Source organism: Alteromonas sp. KS69 (assembly GCF_003989595.1).
Classification (GTDB): domain Bacteria; phylum Pseudomonadota; class Gammaproteobacteria; order Enterobacterales; family Alteromonadaceae; genus Alteromonas; species Alteromonas naphthalenivorans.
The window spans coordinates 1-16,117 of record NZ_PYHU01000004.1 but is presented as its reverse complement, the minus strand read 5'-3'; the positions used below and the strand labels follow the sequence as shown (position 1 = coordinate 16,117).

Here is a 16,117-nt window from a genome sequence, read left to right as displayed (position 1 = left end):
TTATTCTTGTAGGTATGTTTTGACTGTGTCGATCTTGCCAATAGTATTTTATTGAGCGTTTTCCTAACTCATTAACATGTGACGCTTAGAATACTGTGAAATAAACCAGCTTTACCTCCGGTCTCTATATGACTGAAAAAAAAGCTTTTAGCAAAAGATAGGGTTACTCTTAGATGAATGAAATAATGTGTGGAACGTGCTTTTTTACACCTAACACTTGCTGGATTAAGCGCGTGGCGAAAAACGTGAATAAGCTTGCTGTGCTAGCCGCTCTTGCCTCTGTAGCTTTTATTGCAATGCTGGCGCCATTTAATGCGCTAGCAAATAATGTAACCGCATCAATAACGCTATTAGACGCCGAGCAGTCCCCGGTTAAAGACGGCGTTGTTATCTTCACCCCCTTATTTGATTTACCCAGCACAGAAACTAACCACTCAGAAGCAGAATCAACACCTAAAACTGCGATTATGAATCAAATCAATAAGCAGTTTGCCCCTCATGTACTTGTAGTACAAAAGAACACAGAAGTTACCTTCCCTAACGCCGATAACGTGTTCCATCATGTTTATTCTTTTTCACCCACCAAGCAGTTTGAGCTAAAGCTCTACAAAGAATTTACTGCCGAACCATTGTTCTTTGAGCAAGCTGGAATTGTGGATATTGGCTGCAACATTCACGATTGGATGCTAGGTTACATCGTTATTGCTGATAGCCCTTATTTTTTAAAAACCGCAGATGACGGAAATGCTGACATCTCACTTCCCACTGGCAAATACAGTGTTGAGTTTTGGCACCCTAACGCGCCAAACGAAACGCCCTTTATTGAAACTGAAATTGAGTTGAACAGCGATAAAAACTTCACGCTAACGTTATCGAAAGTGATAGCAAGCGATGATGATTTTGATGATGGTTTCGGTGATTATTAATGCTGAGCCGTTGTATTTTCGTTGTTTTTTGCTTCATCAATTTTCACGCTTTTTCAGATACAAGGTTGTTGCTTAGAGGTAGTATTCTTTCAGCAGATAATGCTGACACATTTCAAACAAATGGCGCCTCCCACCAGCGCTTTGAAAATAACGCAGTTGCGTTATCTCAAGCGGTGCTAGCGTATAATAAAGTGTTAAGCGATAATTGGCAGTTTCATGCTGTGGCCAATGGATATAGCGATGGAGAACAAAAACTCGGGGTTAGCCAACTCTATACTCAATACCGACCACTCACTGCATCCACCATTAAACCAGAAGTTAAGCTCGGCTTTTTCTACCCTGCAATTTCTGCTGAAAACACCGACATGGGGTGGCTGTCACCACACTTTTTATCTAATTCAGCCATTAACAGCTGGATAGGCGAAGAGCTTAGAACGTTTGGTGTAGAGGCAAGCTTAAGACAAAACGGAAGGCAAGTTAGACGTGACTGGTCATGGAAAGTAATAGGGAGCCTATTTAAGGGTAACGACACCACAGGCACCTTGTTATCATGGCGCGGCTTTGCGCTGCACGACAGGCAATCGCTGAACAATGATAGAGTAAAATTCACTCCTATTCCTGGCGTGGTATCGGAAGCGGGGATCGGTGCTCCAGCATGGACAGACCCCTTTCGTGAAATTGATACGAAAACAGGTTATTACGTGGGGGCGCATTTAGCCCATAAGCGCCGTTCAGAGTTACGTTATTATTATTACGACAACCGCGCCAATCCACTCATTTTCGACCCTGACAAAATATACGCATGGCGCACGCGATTTCACGCATTAACCCTTCGTCATATGCGTAACCGCAATGTCACCTTTTTCGGGCAAGGGCTGATAGGTGACACTTTGATGGGGGAAGACATTGTTAATAACGACTTTTACGCGGCCTACATTGCTGCAACGTATACCCATGAAGCACATCAACTTTCTACACGTTTAGATTGGTATCAAGTGATAGATAACGACAGCACCATAGATGACCCCAACAACAGTAGAGGGGAAGCCATTACCGTTAATTACACTTATGCTATGAGCTCGAAAATAGCAATATCAGCCGAGTGGCAAGTGAATCGAGGCCGCCAAGAAAATCTACGATTTTTAAACGCTACATCGGTATCTAGTGAAACCTTCCACGAAAACCTGCTTCAGCTCGCAGTTACCTACCGCATCGACTGAACAGAACTAATCATCGTTACCATTAGATTTAGACTTATCGAGCGACTTATCGAGCGACTCATCGGGTACGTTTTTGACCATCATTCGTTCTTTGCGGCGCGTCATCATTTTCGCCAATCTGCGCATACTTACCGTTGTGTCTTTTTCATCAATAATATCTACGCCCAGCAAGCGCTCTAGCAAATCTTCAAGAGTAATCACCCCTTCCAACCCGCCATACTCATCTACCACTAAAAGCATATGAACATGTTTATCGATAAAATGGTCGAAGGTTATCGACAAAGGCATAGAGCCTAATATGGTCACCATGTCTTTAGCATATTCTGACAATGGTTTATCGGTATTCCCGCGCGCTTGCGCCACAAGCAAATCTGAACGCATGACATAACCGGTGATGTTTTCCGAATCTTTGTCTTCATAAACAGGAATTCGTGAATACTCAATATGCGCGTGTTTATGGAAAAACACTTCTACCGTCATCGACTCTGCCACTGAAAACAACACTGTACGATGTGTTATGGCATCTTTTACTTTTAATTCGTGCAAGCTTAACAAGCTTTGTAAAAATACCGCCTCGTGGTTGGCCAACTGCCCTTCTTGACCTGATAGCTCGGCCATGGCGTGAAGTTCTCCGCGACTTAACCCTCGAAGTGGGCTGTCATCTTTAAAACCACGGGTAAGCAATTCAGACATCACCACAAAAGGTTTAAGAATTATAATTAGATACTTGAGGAAATAGGCTGTCACTGGCGCTAATCCACGCCAATAGGTTGCACCGACGGTTTTAGGAATTATTTCAGAAAAAACCAAGATAAGCAGCGTTAATACCGCTGAAATCACACCTAAATATGCTTCGCCAAACACACTAGCAGCCTGTGCACCCGCACCAGCAGCACCCATGGTATGCGCAATGGTATTCAACGTTAGAATTGCCGATAGCGGCGTATTGATATTATCGGTTTGCTTTCGTAGCAATATGCCGCTAGGCCGATTCTCTTTTTCTAAAACAGAGATATAGGCTGAGGACACACTTAATATGACTGCCTCAGCAATTGAGCATAAAAAAGAGAAGCCCAAGGCAATCAATACATAAACGATGAGTAAAAACATGAGTCCTTTCCGATAATCGGAGTATGAAGCAAACGACCATTATGCAAGCCTTAACCGGACTTACAAGAGCGCAGGTGAATTAAATACGAATACCGAGTAATTTACTCATAAATACAGGTATCCATATACTAAATTACCTAACCATTATTACCTTTGTGTTAACCACAACAGTCTTGATGGTTTTCTTCACGCTGTGCCAACCTAGCATTGACTTTTTTAACGCCCAATCGAGCCATTAGTGCAGCAAGAAGAATAGCGCACGCTGCATAGAGCGCTTGAATGTTAGCACCATGACTGTGTAGTTGGCTTTCCATATGAATTAAGCCTTCTAATGACAATGCTGACACCGCGTAATTAAGCAAATAGCCAAACCCAATACTGGCTGTGATTACACTAAACAAATACAAACACAGGGTTCTAAAACCCATTTCTTGTTTGATCATGCCCATGGTAGAAACATTAGTAGCCGGCCCTGCCATGAGAAATACCAGCACCGCGCCAGGAGATAACCCAGCAGCTAAAAAACCCACTGCAAGCGGCGTAGATGCCGTGGCGCAAATATACATAGGAATGCCAATGATGGCCATGACCAACATAGCGATAACCCCATCACCCCATTGAGTGAGAAAGTCTGTTGGTACCCAAGTTTTGATGGCTGCGGCTAAGGCTAGGCCAATAAGTAGCCATACCACAATATCTTCCAGCAATTTACCCGAGGCATAACGAAGCACTTGGGTAAGTTTGTTTGCTTGTTTTACTGATTCACCCTGAGTAGTGGCCGTGCCATCGCAACAACGTGTGGTTGGCTTTTCACTAGCACAACAACTCGTTTGCGCTTTATCCAACGATGCGGCTTCTTCTTGCTCTGGAGCTACAGAGGATTCACTTGAACAGCAAGATACACTGCCCGCGTGTTTATGTGGGTGCTGATGAGAGCCTTTATGAGAGTGAGTATGTGAATGTGCCGGTTTCTGAGACTTAGCGCCATCAAACCATCTCACCATAAGACCAGCATAGATTGCGCTAGCAATAGCGGCTATTGGCCTAACGATGGCGTACAGGGGGCCTAGTAATGCGTAAGAAACAGAAACACTGTCAACCCCTGTTTCAGGCGTAGAAACTAGAAATGAAATTGTCGATGGTTTAGAGGCGCCACTTCTACGCAGCCCTATCGCAGCGGGAATAACGCCACAAGAACATAAAGGTAATGGAGCACCTATTACCGCGGCTTTCGTGATAGAGGCGGTTGAGCTGCTTCCCATGTGGCGCTCTAAAAAGCTGACCGGCACTAATTCGTGCATAATACCCGCCACCAGCAGGCCAAGTAACAGCCACGGAGCAGACTCCATAAATAGGCTGATGAAATTTTGCACTAATAGCATTAGGTCAGTCATACCACTCCAAACGAACCGCGTTGAACATTTATATTTTTCACATGCTGATTTGCTTTGCCGACTTGCTATCCGACTTCCAGCTTAATGTGCCAATTTACTTGGCGGTAAATCTACCAAATCAGGCGAATGCGTATGATAGCAAATTTACGCGCCTACCGTGAATGAACGAGAAGTAATCCACCTCATCGAATAACCCGATTGCCTACAAAAAAGCCGACGCAGAGAATAACGCTCTACGTCGGCTTTGTATAAAGCTAGCGCTCAACAATGTTGTGATAGCGGCTAGCTACTATTTTTACCGCTGTTGCTATTCCTTCTCGCCCACTTCGTCTTGATGTCCGCTACGAAGTTTAGCCACAACAGACCATGCTTCGAGCATCACCAACACAGACACCACTAGCACCACAGCATCTAGGAAAACTAATAGGTAATTTTCAGCAAGATAATATTCTTTAAGTTTAATTAGCCCAGCAAAGAAAGCCATGACCAAAACGAATACCATGGGTATTAATGTGTAACGGGCTGGTCTTCCCATCTTAATCAGCATGACTGAAATAACCAACAAGGTAAGACTAGCCAGTATTTGGTTTGTAGAGCCAAACAGCGGCCAAATGATCATACCGCCACCGCCTGAAGAACCACCTGCGCCGAACGCTAGCAGTAAGCAACAAGCAACCGCTAAGAAAGTGGCGACCACACCATTTTTAAGTGCTGACAATTTATAAATATCGCCCCACTCTTGAATAATGTAGCGCTGAAGACGAACACCAGAATCCATAGTTGTGCCCGCGAACAACACGACCATTACCGCCAGTATGGTTGATGAGAAAGCTTCCTGCAGCCCCCACCCTTGATGAATAAGCGCCGCGCCGCCGCTAATAAACGCACCTACGCTACCTGCACCTAAGTGACTGTAGACTTCATGCCACTCTTCTGGAGAGGCCGCAAACGCCACACCACTAACCGCAACAATGGTAATTAACGCCAAAGAACCTTCACCGATCGCCCCTAAATAACCCACGAAGCGTACATCAGTTTCCTTGTCTAACTGCTTTGAGCTGGTGCCTGAAGCCACAATACCATGAAAGCCTGACACTGCACCGCAGGCTATAGTGACGAACAATAAGGGAATTAAGCTAGGAGAGTCCATGGCCGTCTGTGTATTGAAAGCTGGCGCTGTAATGTCTGGCATAGCAAAGAAGACCGCGCCATAAAGTAAAAATAGGCCAACCAACAGCTGCATACCGTTAATAAAGTCACGGGGTTGAAGCAACATCCACACGGGTAATAAAGACGCAATGGCAGCGTAAATAAACAGGATAACGATCCAGTTCGCTTTGTCAGCTAAACCGAACATGGTTTCAGGCAAGCTAATCGGGATATAGCTACCAGCATAAACCGAGGCGTAAAGCACCACGATACCCACAAGGCAAAGAGGAATTAAACCAAAGTTACGTTTTAATAGCTGGCCAATAACAAGCGCTACGGCAATGGCTGTCCAGGCTGGGAAAACCGCATTAGGCTGAGAGACAAACGAGTTTGCTATCACCACGCCAAACACGGCATTAACCATTAACAGTACTAAAAAGATAACAATCATAAACAATGAACGAGAACGCTTGCCGATAACACTTTCAGACAAAGCTCCCATCGATTTACCCTTGTGACGCGCACTCGCCCACAAGGCCCCCATATCATGCACACCTGCAAACAATATGGTACCGAAAATAACCCAAAGTACGGCAGGCACCCAGCCCCAGTACACAGCGATAGCTGGCCCTACAATTGGCGCAGCCCCAGCAACTGACGTAAAGTGATGCCCCCAGAGCACCACTTTATTAGTAGGTACAAAATCTTTACCATCCTGCAGCTCGTGAGCAGGCGTAGTGAAGTTATCGTCTAGTTTAAATATTTTCGTGGCAATAAATTTCGAGTAAACGAACCACCCGAGGAGCATGCCCACGATCCCGAGTAATACTATGGCTATTGACTGCATATTATTGTCCTGTGTCGATGTTGCACCGCATTATTCAATTTCTTTTTTGAACGCATATACAACGCTTTTCTGTCGTTAAAAAACGCTTATTTAAACATTAAAACATTATTTACTTTTTCACGTCGCCATATTAGACCAAAGTCTATTGTGGTAGCAGCTTTTTTACACTGCTCGTACCATGCTAGTTTTGTGGCTTTTACCAATCATTTACAACAAAAATAGCAGGCTTAAAGAAAATAGCTGCTAAATATAGCGTTAATCTTACCTACACCCTTCAAATACCGCTCAGTCTCGTTTATAAAGGCTCATCAATAAATAATTCTATTAATAAGCAGTTATGGCATCACCAAAATTTCATATGGCCGTCCGTAAATATCACCGATGGTTAGGCTTTTTCTTAGCAGGCATAATGGCAATCTATGCTATCAGTGGCGTGTTACTCATTTTTCGCCCCACCGATTTCCTGAAATTCGATAAAACTGAAGTTCGTCAGTTGTCTCTAGACTTGAACGGAAAACAGGTAGCTTCGAAGATTAAGGTAAAAGGTTTAAAGGTAGTTGAAGAGAATGACAGCCAAGTTGTGTTAAATATGGGCAGCTACAACAAAACAGACGGTGTCGCTACTATTACTCGTAAAGACTACCCTCTTGTGCTGGCAAAAATGGTTAAGCTTCACAAGGCGACGAATAACAGCCCATTATTCTGGTTGAACATTAGCTTTGGCGTTGCGCTTTTGTTTTTCGTCATCTCTGCATTTTTGATGTTTATGCCTAAGCTGCCTATGTATAAAAATGGGCTTAAAATAGCGGGATTAGGTGCAGTAGTGGCTGTACTTGTGGTGATGTTCGGCTCATAACTTCACGTGTTCGAACCGCTGTGGTGTGGTTCGAACACTTTTTAGCACATGCTTGAACCCTGTGGTAACGTATCTGAATAGTAACGATCTCGTACGCTCACTATCAGGGAAGATTTATGCCGCGCCACTATAACCATCTTTTCGCTGTAAGCACGCTTGTATTAGGTGCTCTCACTTCGGCTTTACTCGAGTTACAACGCACTTCAAAGGTAGCAGCGCATCTGCACGGTGAGCGTGTATGAACTTTGTCGATTTCACAGTAGTGGCTATCTACCTCGTGGGTTTGTTAATCATGGGGTTTGTGTTTCGAAAACAGGTGAGTAAAAAAGATTACTTTCTTGCTAATCGGCAGCTGGGCTGGAAGCCTCTCTCCCTTTCCATTATGGCCACGCAGCTATCTGCAGTTAGCTTTATTTCGGCCCCTGCTTTTGTGGGGCTAAGAGAAAATGGTGGCCTTATTTGGTTGTCATACGAGCTTGCCCTTCCCCTTGCCATGCTAGCCCTACTCTATTTTATCTTGCCTACCTTGTATCGCTCAGGCGTAGTCAGCGTCTATGACTTTTTAGAGCAACGCTTTGGCCGCTCTTCTCGGGTGCTCATTAGCGTGGTGTTTCAAATAAGCCGTTCTTTTGCCACCGCCGTCATGATTTATGCGATTTCTATCATACTGCAAAGCACCATGGGCTTAGCGTTCTGGCAAAGCGTGCTGTTAATTGGGGTTATAACCCTCATTTACTCCTTACAAGGTGGCATGAAAGCCGTTGTGTATGGTGACGCCGTGCAAATGGTATTGATAGTCGCAGGGGCGTTGGTGTGTTTGGGCTTTGGGCTATATCACATAGGCGGTTGGACAAGCTTTCTTGAGCAAGTTCAGCCAGAACGACTCTCTACATTAAACACCGCATCTTATGGGTTTGATGGTGAAGGTTTCGGCCTGCTGCCCATGATTTTTGGTGGCATCGTGTTATACGCTTCGTATTACGGCTGCGACCAATCAGAAGCCCAGCGTTCGCTGTCGGCCAAGAGCCTAGCTGATTTGAAGAAAATTATCATGGCTGCCAGCTTCTTACGTTTCCCTATCACGTTAATTTACTGCTTTGCAGGGTTAATCATTGGCACATTAGCGCTGACCACCCCAGAATTTCTTGCTCAAATTCCTGACGACCAACCCGATTGGCTGATGCCTATCTTTATAGTTAACTACCTTCCAAACGGAATTTTAGGTTTGTTGTTAGTAGCCATTTTAGCCGCGGCCATGTCCTCTTTAAGTTCAGCAATTAATAGCTTAGCGGCGGTATCTGTTGAAGATTATTGTCGAGTTGCGGGCAAAACACTGTCACCAGAGAGTACCCTTCAGGTTGCTAAGTATGTTGGCATGTTTTGGGGTTTGCTTACGTTGGGTTTGTCCTTTGTGGTAGATGATATTGCCCCTACTATTATTGAGGCCATCAATAAGATTGGCTCTGTATGTTACGGGCCTATTCTTGCGACATTCTTTCTAGGCGTGTGCACAAAACACCTTTCGGCAAAGCAGGTGAATACTGGGCTTATTGCTGGCGTGCTTTTAAACATCTATCTGTGGCTAGCCCAACCAGATGTATTTTGGTTTTGGTGGAACGTGATTGGTTTTTCAACCGCGCTTGGTGTTTCACTGGGAGTGTATTGGCTTAGTCACAAAAAGGTTAAACAGCCCTTTATTAACACCCGCCAGGATGTACTCACTAAAACCAATATAGCGGCACTCATTACTTGGTGTGTTGTGCTGATTGGTATTTGTATCGCATTACCTGTGATGCTTAGTCAATAACGACACGACCTATGTCGGGCTGTTTATGTTGCTATCTGTCATTATCGGCGGTTAGTCGCTACTTTTAGTACACACGCTTAGTAGAAATTGCTTAAGCTCTTGGTATACAGAGTGAGATTCTGGGGTTTCATAAGCAACAACGTAATCGGCATGGGATAACCCTTCGAAAACCTCTAACTGGGTGCGTACTTGTGCATCACGTAGCTTACGATTCACCCGCACCGTATCGCTTAGAAACATATCTCGCGTGCCAGATATTAAAAACGTAGGCGGGAAGCCATCAAAATTGCCATAAAGAGGGGAAATAGAGGAGTGGGTTAAGCTTTCGCTTCCAGCATATAGATTAGCCGCTGCTTCCAAAAACCCTTGGTATGTCACCAAAATACGATCAACACCTTCATTGGTATAAAGGGTATCGCCGGTTTTCGTCAAATCAGCCCAAGGGGTGCCCGCATACACTGCTGCTGGCAACGGTTGCTTGTCAGCAATAAGCGTTTGCACGGCAGCAAGCACTAAACCTGCTCCTGCAGATGTGCCACCTATAAAAAGATTCTGTGCGCCATGTTCTGCAGCCACGCTGCTATAAACCGACACTACATCGTTAAGTGCTGCTGGAAATGGCGCATGAGGTGGCATGCTATAATCGATACTAATCACTGTAATACCCACTCTATGGGCAATTAACAAGCTTTCTTCTATGCTGGGCAGCCCGGAAAAAAACACGTAAGCGCCACCGTGTACGTCAATAAATACCTTGTTTTTAAATTCAGGGGCAATGGTCTTTGGCGTAAGTCGCCTGACCGGTACGCCATTAATTTTTTCCAAAGACACATCAACATCAAACTGCTTGCGCATTTTTTTGATTTTCTTTTTCTGATCTGCATTTCTTATTTGAATCAATTCACGCCACTGCTCTATAGATTGAGGCGTGTTGTTAATGACTTCATCAACTGACGGCATGGGGTATTGAGAAATCGCGCTTTTAAGTTCATCGCTTGAAGCACTTGGCAGCGGTAACGTTTTAGCTGGCACGGTTAACGGAGATTCATTAGAGATTTTGACTGTATCGGCCTTTTGTTTACTCGCACTGGCCGTATCAGTGTTGTGGGTAGAAGCCCCAGATGTAGAAGCCGAAAAGGTCATTGATACCACCAAAATGAAAAAGGCGAAGGAAAAGGTAAGTAGGTTCATGCGTAAAACGCTTTTATATTATCAAGATTGTTATAACCGATAGACTCACCCGTATATTGTTACTTTTCAACAATAATCACTATTATTAATAGTTACGCGAGTGGCTTGCACGAAAAAAGCTATGGGCGATTGCGACCATATTCATCATGACTGGATACCCACTCATCTGCCACTACCGCCGCACCTAACGATAGCTCGCCGCATAATACAGTAGCAGCAATGATCTCAGCCAACTTATTCACGCCACCTTTGCCATAACACCCTAGCGTTTCTAAGCACTCTCGCTGCGTAGCTAACCCTGTACCGCCGCCATAAGATGCTACGACGAGTGAAGGGATAGTAATAGAAAAATAATAATCGCCATTCGGCGTAATTTCACTGTAGGTATACCCTGCTGATGATTCGGCTACATTTGCGACATCTTGGCCGCAGGCTATAAACAGTGCGGTAATCCCATTGGCAAAGTGGGCTCCATTGCTCACGCTGCCTGCCACAAATGCCCCCATGTTAGACAACTGGCGTTGCTTGAATAGCGCTTCAGGCGAGCAATGCATTAATGATTTCATTAAATCAGCAGGAATAGTGGCCTCGGCCACCACGCGCTTACCTCGGGTATGTAGCGAATTCACAAAAGAGTGTTTTTTGTCGGTATCTAAATTACCCGATAGGGCAAAGTGTTCAAGCCCAGCTATGTGTTGCGCTTGCATCCATTGGCAAGCATGTCGCGTGGCCTTGCTAACCATGTTCTGCCCTGCCGCATCGCCACAGGTAAAGTTAAAACGTAACCAACGCATTTTTGATACGGCATACTGCTCGATATCACGCAGCTTACCTACCGAAGTCGTTTCTTCTGCTTTGGCTTTAATTAGTTCGAAGTTGTCAGTTACCCACTTCCCGAAAGCTAGTGCAGCGCGCGCATCTTCAAATACAAATACGGGAGCCCGCTGCATGGCATCATCAATAACGGTAGTTTTAACGCCCCCCGATTCAGCAGTTAACCGCATCCCCCTGTTATAACTGGCAACTAGCGTCCCTTCGGTAGTTGCCATTGGAACATAAAACTCCCCGTGAGCATCTACACCCTCGATGATCAATGGACCTGCTAACCCAATAGGCACTTGGGCGACACCGGTGAAGTGCTCTATATTGCCCGGCAAAGTATCTGGCTCGATTGAAAATGTACCGACATGATTCATTTCAGCGCCAGTTTTTTCTTTCACGAATTGACGCCGAGTTGCCGCCATCTCTGTGCTGTACTCACTGGAGTTCTGGTCATTGGATTTGCTTCGTGGGATCTTAGCCATAACACTTGCTTGTTAATTTAATGTTAACTCATTATGTTATGCCTTATGCTTCTATACCAATCAACCCTGTGTATTTTTACTCATAGCTATCCGCAATAGTATTATCTACACTTTCGTAACGCGTTTATTAAAGACGCAATTGGCTGGCATATTTTGGAGGTATATTTTGGAGGTAAACTTTTAATAGTTATAAACGCATAGGAGATGTTGACGGTGATAAGCGGATTTTTAGTTTTAATAAAGATCTCTGTGATAACGACCTTTATCGACAAGCATACTGTAGTACTGTTTACCAAGTACATCCTGTAAGGCAGCATCAACCCCCTTACCCATTCCTTCAAAATGACCGCACACATAAATTTGCGCGTTGCGACGAGCCTCAAAATTCACACCGCTACTATCATTAACACCTAGGAATACTTTCAAAGCATCAGCTTGTTCTACTATCAAGTGTTGTACATATTGATTTGGTGCAATATTTGGCTCTAAAGAAGGCTTTGAAAAAATCACAGAGCGTTTATGAATACACGATGCATTGTGAAAAGGAGATAGTGCTTTGGGCAAAATGTCATCTTTTTCTGGGCTTCGTTCACCGTAAAAAATCCACACTGGGCCGCCATCTTTAAGCATGGCTCGTTTAGCAAGTTGCGCTCTAACGCCTGCAATACCGCTTCCGGCCGCTATAAGCACTAATGGACACTGCGTATCGGTGATAACCGCATTCGTGTTTTTACGTATTTGCGCATAAACAGGCTGGTTCATCGGCAATTTGCTCGTTAAAAAACCAGAGCCATAGCCTAGTTCACCATGCTCTTTTCGTACTTCTCTTACTATCAGCTTCAAGTCATTTTCTTGCGGTGCCGACGCAATGGTGTACGAACGTCCTATTCGTTTTCTTGGGTGCCCGCTCGAGGGTTCTTTTAAGTGTCCGCTCGAGAGCTCTTTTAAGTTCTCGCTCGAAGGCTCTCTTAAGTTCCGGCTCGAGGGCTCTTTTAAGTTCCGGCTCGAGGGCTCTTGTAAAGAAAGGTACCCTTGCGTCATGTCAGGGTAGATATCAATGATATCCCCCGCTTCCCAAGTTAGTGGCACTTTACCAGCCTCACGGGCTGATGGCGGCTGCTTTAAGGTTATTGCATATAAACCACGGGTATCGTCTTGATTGAGCTGTTTGCGGTGTTCTAATACCCAAGGTTGCATTTGTTCAGATAATTCAGTCGCTAAAGAATCAAGATGGACTAAATGTTCACCTTTTCCACTATCTAATGTGGTGAGTGATGTTAATGGCGTGCCGCCCAGTAAGCTTACGTTCTCATAAAGAGCCACTGCAAAACGGCAAAACTGTTTGTATTCCCGACTTCCCAAACCGATAACTTCGTATGACAAGTTCGATAAAGGTGTGGCCCCACTCTTTTTGGCTCGCTGCAAAGCATGATAAAAGCGAGTGCCTGCATCTGGCGGCTCACCCTCACCATAAGTGCTAACTACAAACAGCGCCTTTGATACATTGCCGAGCATCGAAAGGTTTAACGACGCCATGGAAACCAAAGTAATCGTTTCATGCTCAGCCAGTGCTGCAGCTTTAGCCCGCGCAATCTTTTCTGCGGTGCCGGTTTGGCTGGCATAAACAATAAGGGTTTGATTTTTACTATCGCGGCTATTTACATGTGTATTGTATGTTAGAGGATCGGTGACGGAGCGCTTTTTCCTATTCCTATAAAAAATCACCGCTACCCACAACACATAAAGCGTGATGCTAGATAGTGCAATAAGTAAACGGTGAGTTTCAGTCATGGTACTTTTAAAGTATCTCAGTAAATGCTTAAGCTTATAGCGGTAGCACTTCGAAAGTACCTGAGTAACTTCCCGTTCTTACCGTTGCTGGCTTTTCAGCTTTATCATCTTTATAACCAATTTCGATAAAATACATGCCTGCTTGTGGCCAAGTAACTTCAAACTGCCCTTCGTCATTAGATGTTACCGAAATCGTTTCTTGGTCATTTCTGTAACGCATACCACCACGAACAACTTCAACCTCTGCACCCACTGCTGGTTCGCCGTCGATAAGCAAAGTAAAGGTAGCGGCTTCAGTAGCAAACAAATCATTCGGGTGAGTTACTGGGATAAGCTCTAAGCCTTCGTTAGTTGGTGTAAATACCTTTTCTGAAGGCTCACCAAGGGTTACAAAGGTTTCCACTCGACGAGAGCCTTGGGTAATACGTAAATCTGTTGCCTCTTTCGGTACTGATGTAGCAAACTCTTCAGCCACATAAGCTTCACCACGACCAGGCCACATTTTGCGCTTACCCTCGTCATCTTTCCAAAAGGCACGTATACCAGAACTGAAAGACGTGATCTTATAAGTGCCTTCCTGCTCCAGCTTTACATCGAAAGTGGTGCGATATTTCCCACGGGCGCTATTTTCAGTCTCTTTTGTTTCGCCGTTTGGTGCAGTCACGACTAAGTCGTCAGTATTCATTGCGAAATGATCTGGGTGAAAGATAGTATTTGAGATAGCGGCATCAAATGTTACGTACGCTTCCTCACCCGATAGTACAGTTGAACTTGGTAATACCCATGCGCGGTGAGCGCTGGCAGAAAATGACACTGCTAATGTTGCGGCTATTGCAACGAATGATGTAGTAATTGATAATTTTTTCATAATGTTCTCTGAGAGTTTATTCATCTTCCAGACGCAATGAAACGCGCCCAATTTCTGATTTGCCTTCCACCGTAACGGGGAGTATTTTCGCTGATAAAGGGAGACTAAATGGAATAGACAATACTTCTCTGCCGCCCACTTCACGTGATGCTTCTACTCGAAGGGTATAATCTCCGTCACTCAACTTCGCTAAGGCGCTATTAAGTTGAGTATCGATGAGGTGCGTACCAGGACCTTTCGTCGCGCTGGTTAAACCGTCGAAAGGTAAATCTAAACTTCTACCACCACGACGCCACCATTGTCTAAGATCTTTAAGCCACTCTTTACCTTCGTGCTCACGCATATCGACGTCATACCACACCGCCACTTGAGTCGATTTACGCTTATTGTTTTCAATCCATACAGCCACGTACGGTTTATGATACTCAGCCACATCTAGCTGAGGTAAGGCTATATCAAGCGTTACTGACTGCGCAGCCATAGAGACTGACGAGGCTAACATAAGCCCTAGCGCACCAGACGCTATCGCAAGACCATTTCGCACTTTCATTTTTTCACTCCTTTTCAAGTTCACGCCCCAAAACCGCTAATGTACAAATAACAGCAAAATGACAAATGGGATTAATACGCCCAGAACAGTTACAGGCCAAGTTGAAGCTCTACTGGGTGCATGTCGCATAAGTAACTGCAAACCCGTGACACTAAAAATAATGCAGGCAACAGCAAAAATATCGATAAACCAAGGCCACACTACTCCCGTATTTCTACCTTTGTGCAGATCGTTGAAATACGAAATCCATCCTCTATCCACGCTTTCAAAAGTGACCATTTTAAGTTCACTATCTACAGCCACCCAACTATCTGTACCCGGACCAGGCCACGACGCATAATATTCAATACCGTCCCATTCACCCACCACCGAAATAGGGATAGCAACACCATACTTATCAGATACGAAATCCACCAAGACATCAGGAATAACAGCGTCACCCTCTGGCAACGCCACAAAGTCATCTATTATAGATGCAGGCAACGTAGCTTCTATTTCAGTCACTTTTTTATTGGCAGGAATATCTGCAGCGTGATTAAGGGTTATACCCGTTAAGGAAAACAGTAATATGCCGACAAGACACCACGCCCCACTTATCCAATGCCATTGTCTAATACTGCCTAATGAGAAGCGCATAAATGTTTTGCTATTCCTTATTCATGGCTATTTAATCTTTCGAGGCGATAGATAATACAGATTTTACGCAGCGACTCAATGCAAATGAGATTTATTCTCGTATTTGTCAGATACATGGGCCTGCCGTTATGACCTTCTTGACAGTATAAGTGCTTTGGCTGAGGCCTCATGGATGGGTTATCCCCAACTATACCAATAGTAGATGCTGGCATTTACAAGAGAGGGAGTATCCCCCATCTACAACCTCCCACAGCATAGATGCAGCTGCACAGGCTCCATTGATCGATTCACGCCGCGTTTCTGATGGGATTAATCACTATCTGAGTACGATGGCACGTTTAGAAGGAAGGACTTCGTGCGCCTCGGAAACTCTCTACAGCATAGATGCCGTAGCGAAGGCCCCATGGATGGGTTTACGCCGTGACCTTTACCCTACCAACAACAGTCTACTGTGTTGTCAGAGGCGGC

General features: G+C 44.7%; 13 protein-coding genes. 4 read left to right on the top strand and 9 right to left on the bottom strand.

Annotation, left to right across the window (positions count from 1 at the left end; translation table 11 throughout):
- Window positions 1–245: 245 nt before the first annotated feature.
- Entirely contained in the window at window positions 246–926 is a 681-nt protein-coding gene (locus C7Y69_RS02620; protein WP_260563413.1) for a methylamine utilization protein, read from the top strand.
- Window positions 926–2,146, top strand: coding sequence for a hypothetical protein (locus C7Y69_RS02615; RefSeq protein ID WP_013786315.1), 1,221 nt, complete (start codon window positions 926–928; stop codon window positions 2,144–2,146). The genes C7Y69_RS02620 and C7Y69_RS02615 overlap by 1 nt, the downstream gene beginning before the upstream one ends.
- A gap of 6 nt (window positions 2,147–2,152) precedes the next feature.
- Here C7Y69_RS02615 and C7Y69_RS02610 read toward each other — a convergent pair whose 3' ends face one another.
- The 3 genes from C7Y69_RS02610 to C7Y69_RS02600 form a co-directional block, all read right to left on the bottom strand.
- Window positions 2,153–3,256 carry a CNNM domain-containing protein gene (locus C7Y69_RS02610; protein WP_126871720.1) on the bottom strand — a complete coding sequence of 368 codons (1,104 nt, stop codon included), beginning with the start codon at window positions 3,254–3,256 and terminating at the stop codon, window positions 2,153–2,155.
- Between the two features lie 158 nt (window positions 3,257–3,414).
- A complete protein-coding gene (locus C7Y69_RS02605) occupies window positions 3,415–4,650 on the bottom strand; it encodes an SO_0444 family Cu/Zn efflux transporter (RefSeq protein ID WP_013786317.1) in 1,236 nt (411 codons plus the stop codon).
- Between the two features lie 307 nt (window positions 4,651–4,957).
- Entirely contained in the window at window positions 4,958–6,646 is a 1,689-nt protein-coding gene (locus C7Y69_RS02600) for a carbon starvation protein A (protein WP_013786318.1), read from the bottom strand.
- A 337-nt stretch (window positions 6,647–6,983) separates the two neighbouring features.
- On the opposite strand from C7Y69_RS02600, the gene C7Y69_RS02595 reads away from it, so the two are divergent.
- Window positions 6,984–7,502, top strand: coding sequence for a hypothetical protein (locus C7Y69_RS02595; RefSeq protein ID WP_126871719.1), 519 nt, complete (start codon window positions 6,984–6,986; stop codon window positions 7,500–7,502).
- A gap of 238 nt (window positions 7,503–7,740) precedes the next feature.
- Window positions 7,741–9,309 carry a sodium:solute symporter gene (locus C7Y69_RS02590; protein ID WP_126871718.1) on the top strand — a complete coding sequence of 523 codons (1,569 nt, stop codon included), beginning with the start codon at window positions 7,741–7,743 and terminating at the stop codon, window positions 9,307–9,309.
- 51 nt (window positions 9,310–9,360) lie between these two features.
- On the opposite strand, the gene C7Y69_RS02585 is transcribed toward C7Y69_RS02590, so the two are convergent.
- From C7Y69_RS02585 to C7Y69_RS02560, 6 genes are all read right to left on the bottom strand, one after another.
- Window positions 9,361–10,500, bottom strand: a complete 1,140-nt coding sequence (locus C7Y69_RS02585) for an alpha/beta hydrolase (protein WP_126871717.1) — start codon at window positions 10,498–10,500, stop codon at window positions 9,361–9,363.
- A gap of 119 nt (window positions 10,501–10,619) precedes the next feature.
- Window positions 10,620–11,804 (bottom strand): hydroxymethylglutaryl-CoA reductase, encoded by a 1,185-nt coding sequence (locus C7Y69_RS02580; protein ID WP_126871716.1) that lies wholly within the window; start codon window positions 11,802–11,804, stop codon window positions 10,620–10,622.
- A gap of 234 nt (window positions 11,805–12,038) precedes the next feature.
- Window positions 12,039–13,595, bottom strand: a complete 1,557-nt coding sequence (locus C7Y69_RS02575) for an NADPH cytochrome P450 oxidoreductase family protein (RefSeq protein WP_126871715.1) — start codon at window positions 13,593–13,595, stop codon at window positions 12,039–12,041.
- A gap of 34 nt (window positions 13,596–13,629) precedes the next feature.
- Entirely contained in the window at window positions 13,630–14,463 is an 834-nt protein-coding gene (locus C7Y69_RS02570) for a DUF4198 domain-containing protein (protein WP_126871714.1), read from the bottom strand.
- 16 nt (window positions 14,464–14,479) lie between these two features.
- Window positions 14,480–15,013 (bottom strand): DUF2271 domain-containing protein, encoded by a 534-nt coding sequence (locus C7Y69_RS02565; RefSeq protein WP_126871713.1) that lies wholly within the window; start codon window positions 15,011–15,013, stop codon window positions 14,480–14,482.
- 36 nt (window positions 15,014–15,049) lie between these two features.
- Window positions 15,050–15,649 carry a PepSY-associated TM helix domain-containing protein gene (locus C7Y69_RS02560; protein WP_126871712.1) on the bottom strand — a complete coding sequence of 200 codons (600 nt, stop codon included), beginning with the start codon at window positions 15,647–15,649 and terminating at the stop codon, window positions 15,050–15,052.
- Between the last annotated feature and the right edge of the window lie 468 nt (window positions 15,650–16,117).

Excerpts from the sequence above, each read along its gene's own strand:
- C7Y69_RS02600 (WP_013786318.1), bottom strand. The coding sequence starts at position 6,646 with ATGCAGTCAATAGCCATAGTATTACTCGGGATCGTGGGCATGCTCCTC.
- C7Y69_RS02575 (WP_126871715.1), bottom strand. The coding sequence starts at position 13,595 with ATGACTGAAACTCACCGTTTACTTATTGCACTATCTAGCATCACGCTT.
- C7Y69_RS02595 (WP_126871719.1), top strand. The coding sequence starts at position 6,984 with ATGGCATCACCAAAATTTCATATGGCCGTCCGTAAATATCACCGATGG.
- C7Y69_RS02610 (WP_126871720.1), bottom strand. The coding sequence starts at position 3,256 with ATGTTTTTACTCATCGTTTATGTATTGATTGCCTTGGGCTTCTCTTTT.
- C7Y69_RS02560 (WP_126871712.1), bottom strand. The coding sequence starts at position 15,649 with ATGCGCTTCTCATTAGGCAGTATTAGACAATGGCATTGGATAAGTGGG.
- C7Y69_RS02590 (WP_126871718.1), top strand. The coding sequence starts at position 7,741 with ATGAACTTTGTCGATTTCACAGTAGTGGCTATCTACCTCGTGGGTTTG.
- C7Y69_RS02615 (WP_013786315.1), top strand. The coding sequence starts at position 926 with ATGCTGAGCCGTTGTATTTTCGTTGTTTTTTGCTTCATCAATTTTCAC.
- C7Y69_RS02585 (WP_126871717.1), bottom strand. The coding sequence starts at position 10,500 with ATGAACCTACTTACCTTTTCCTTCGCCTTTTTCATTTTGGTGGTATCA.
- C7Y69_RS02580 (WP_126871716.1), bottom strand. The coding sequence starts at position 11,804 with ATGGCTAAGATCCCACGAAGCAAATCCAATGACCAGAACTCCAGTGAG.
- C7Y69_RS02565 (WP_126871713.1), bottom strand. The coding sequence starts at position 15,013 with ATGAAAGTGCGAAATGGTCTTGCGATAGCGTCTGGTGCGCTAGGGCTT.
- C7Y69_RS02605 (WP_013786317.1), bottom strand. The coding sequence starts at position 4,650 with ATGACTGACCTAATGCTATTAGTGCAAAATTTCATCAGCCTATTTATG.
- C7Y69_RS02570 (WP_126871714.1), bottom strand. The coding sequence starts at position 14,463 with ATGAAAAAATTATCAATTACTACATCATTCGTTGCAATAGCCGCAACA.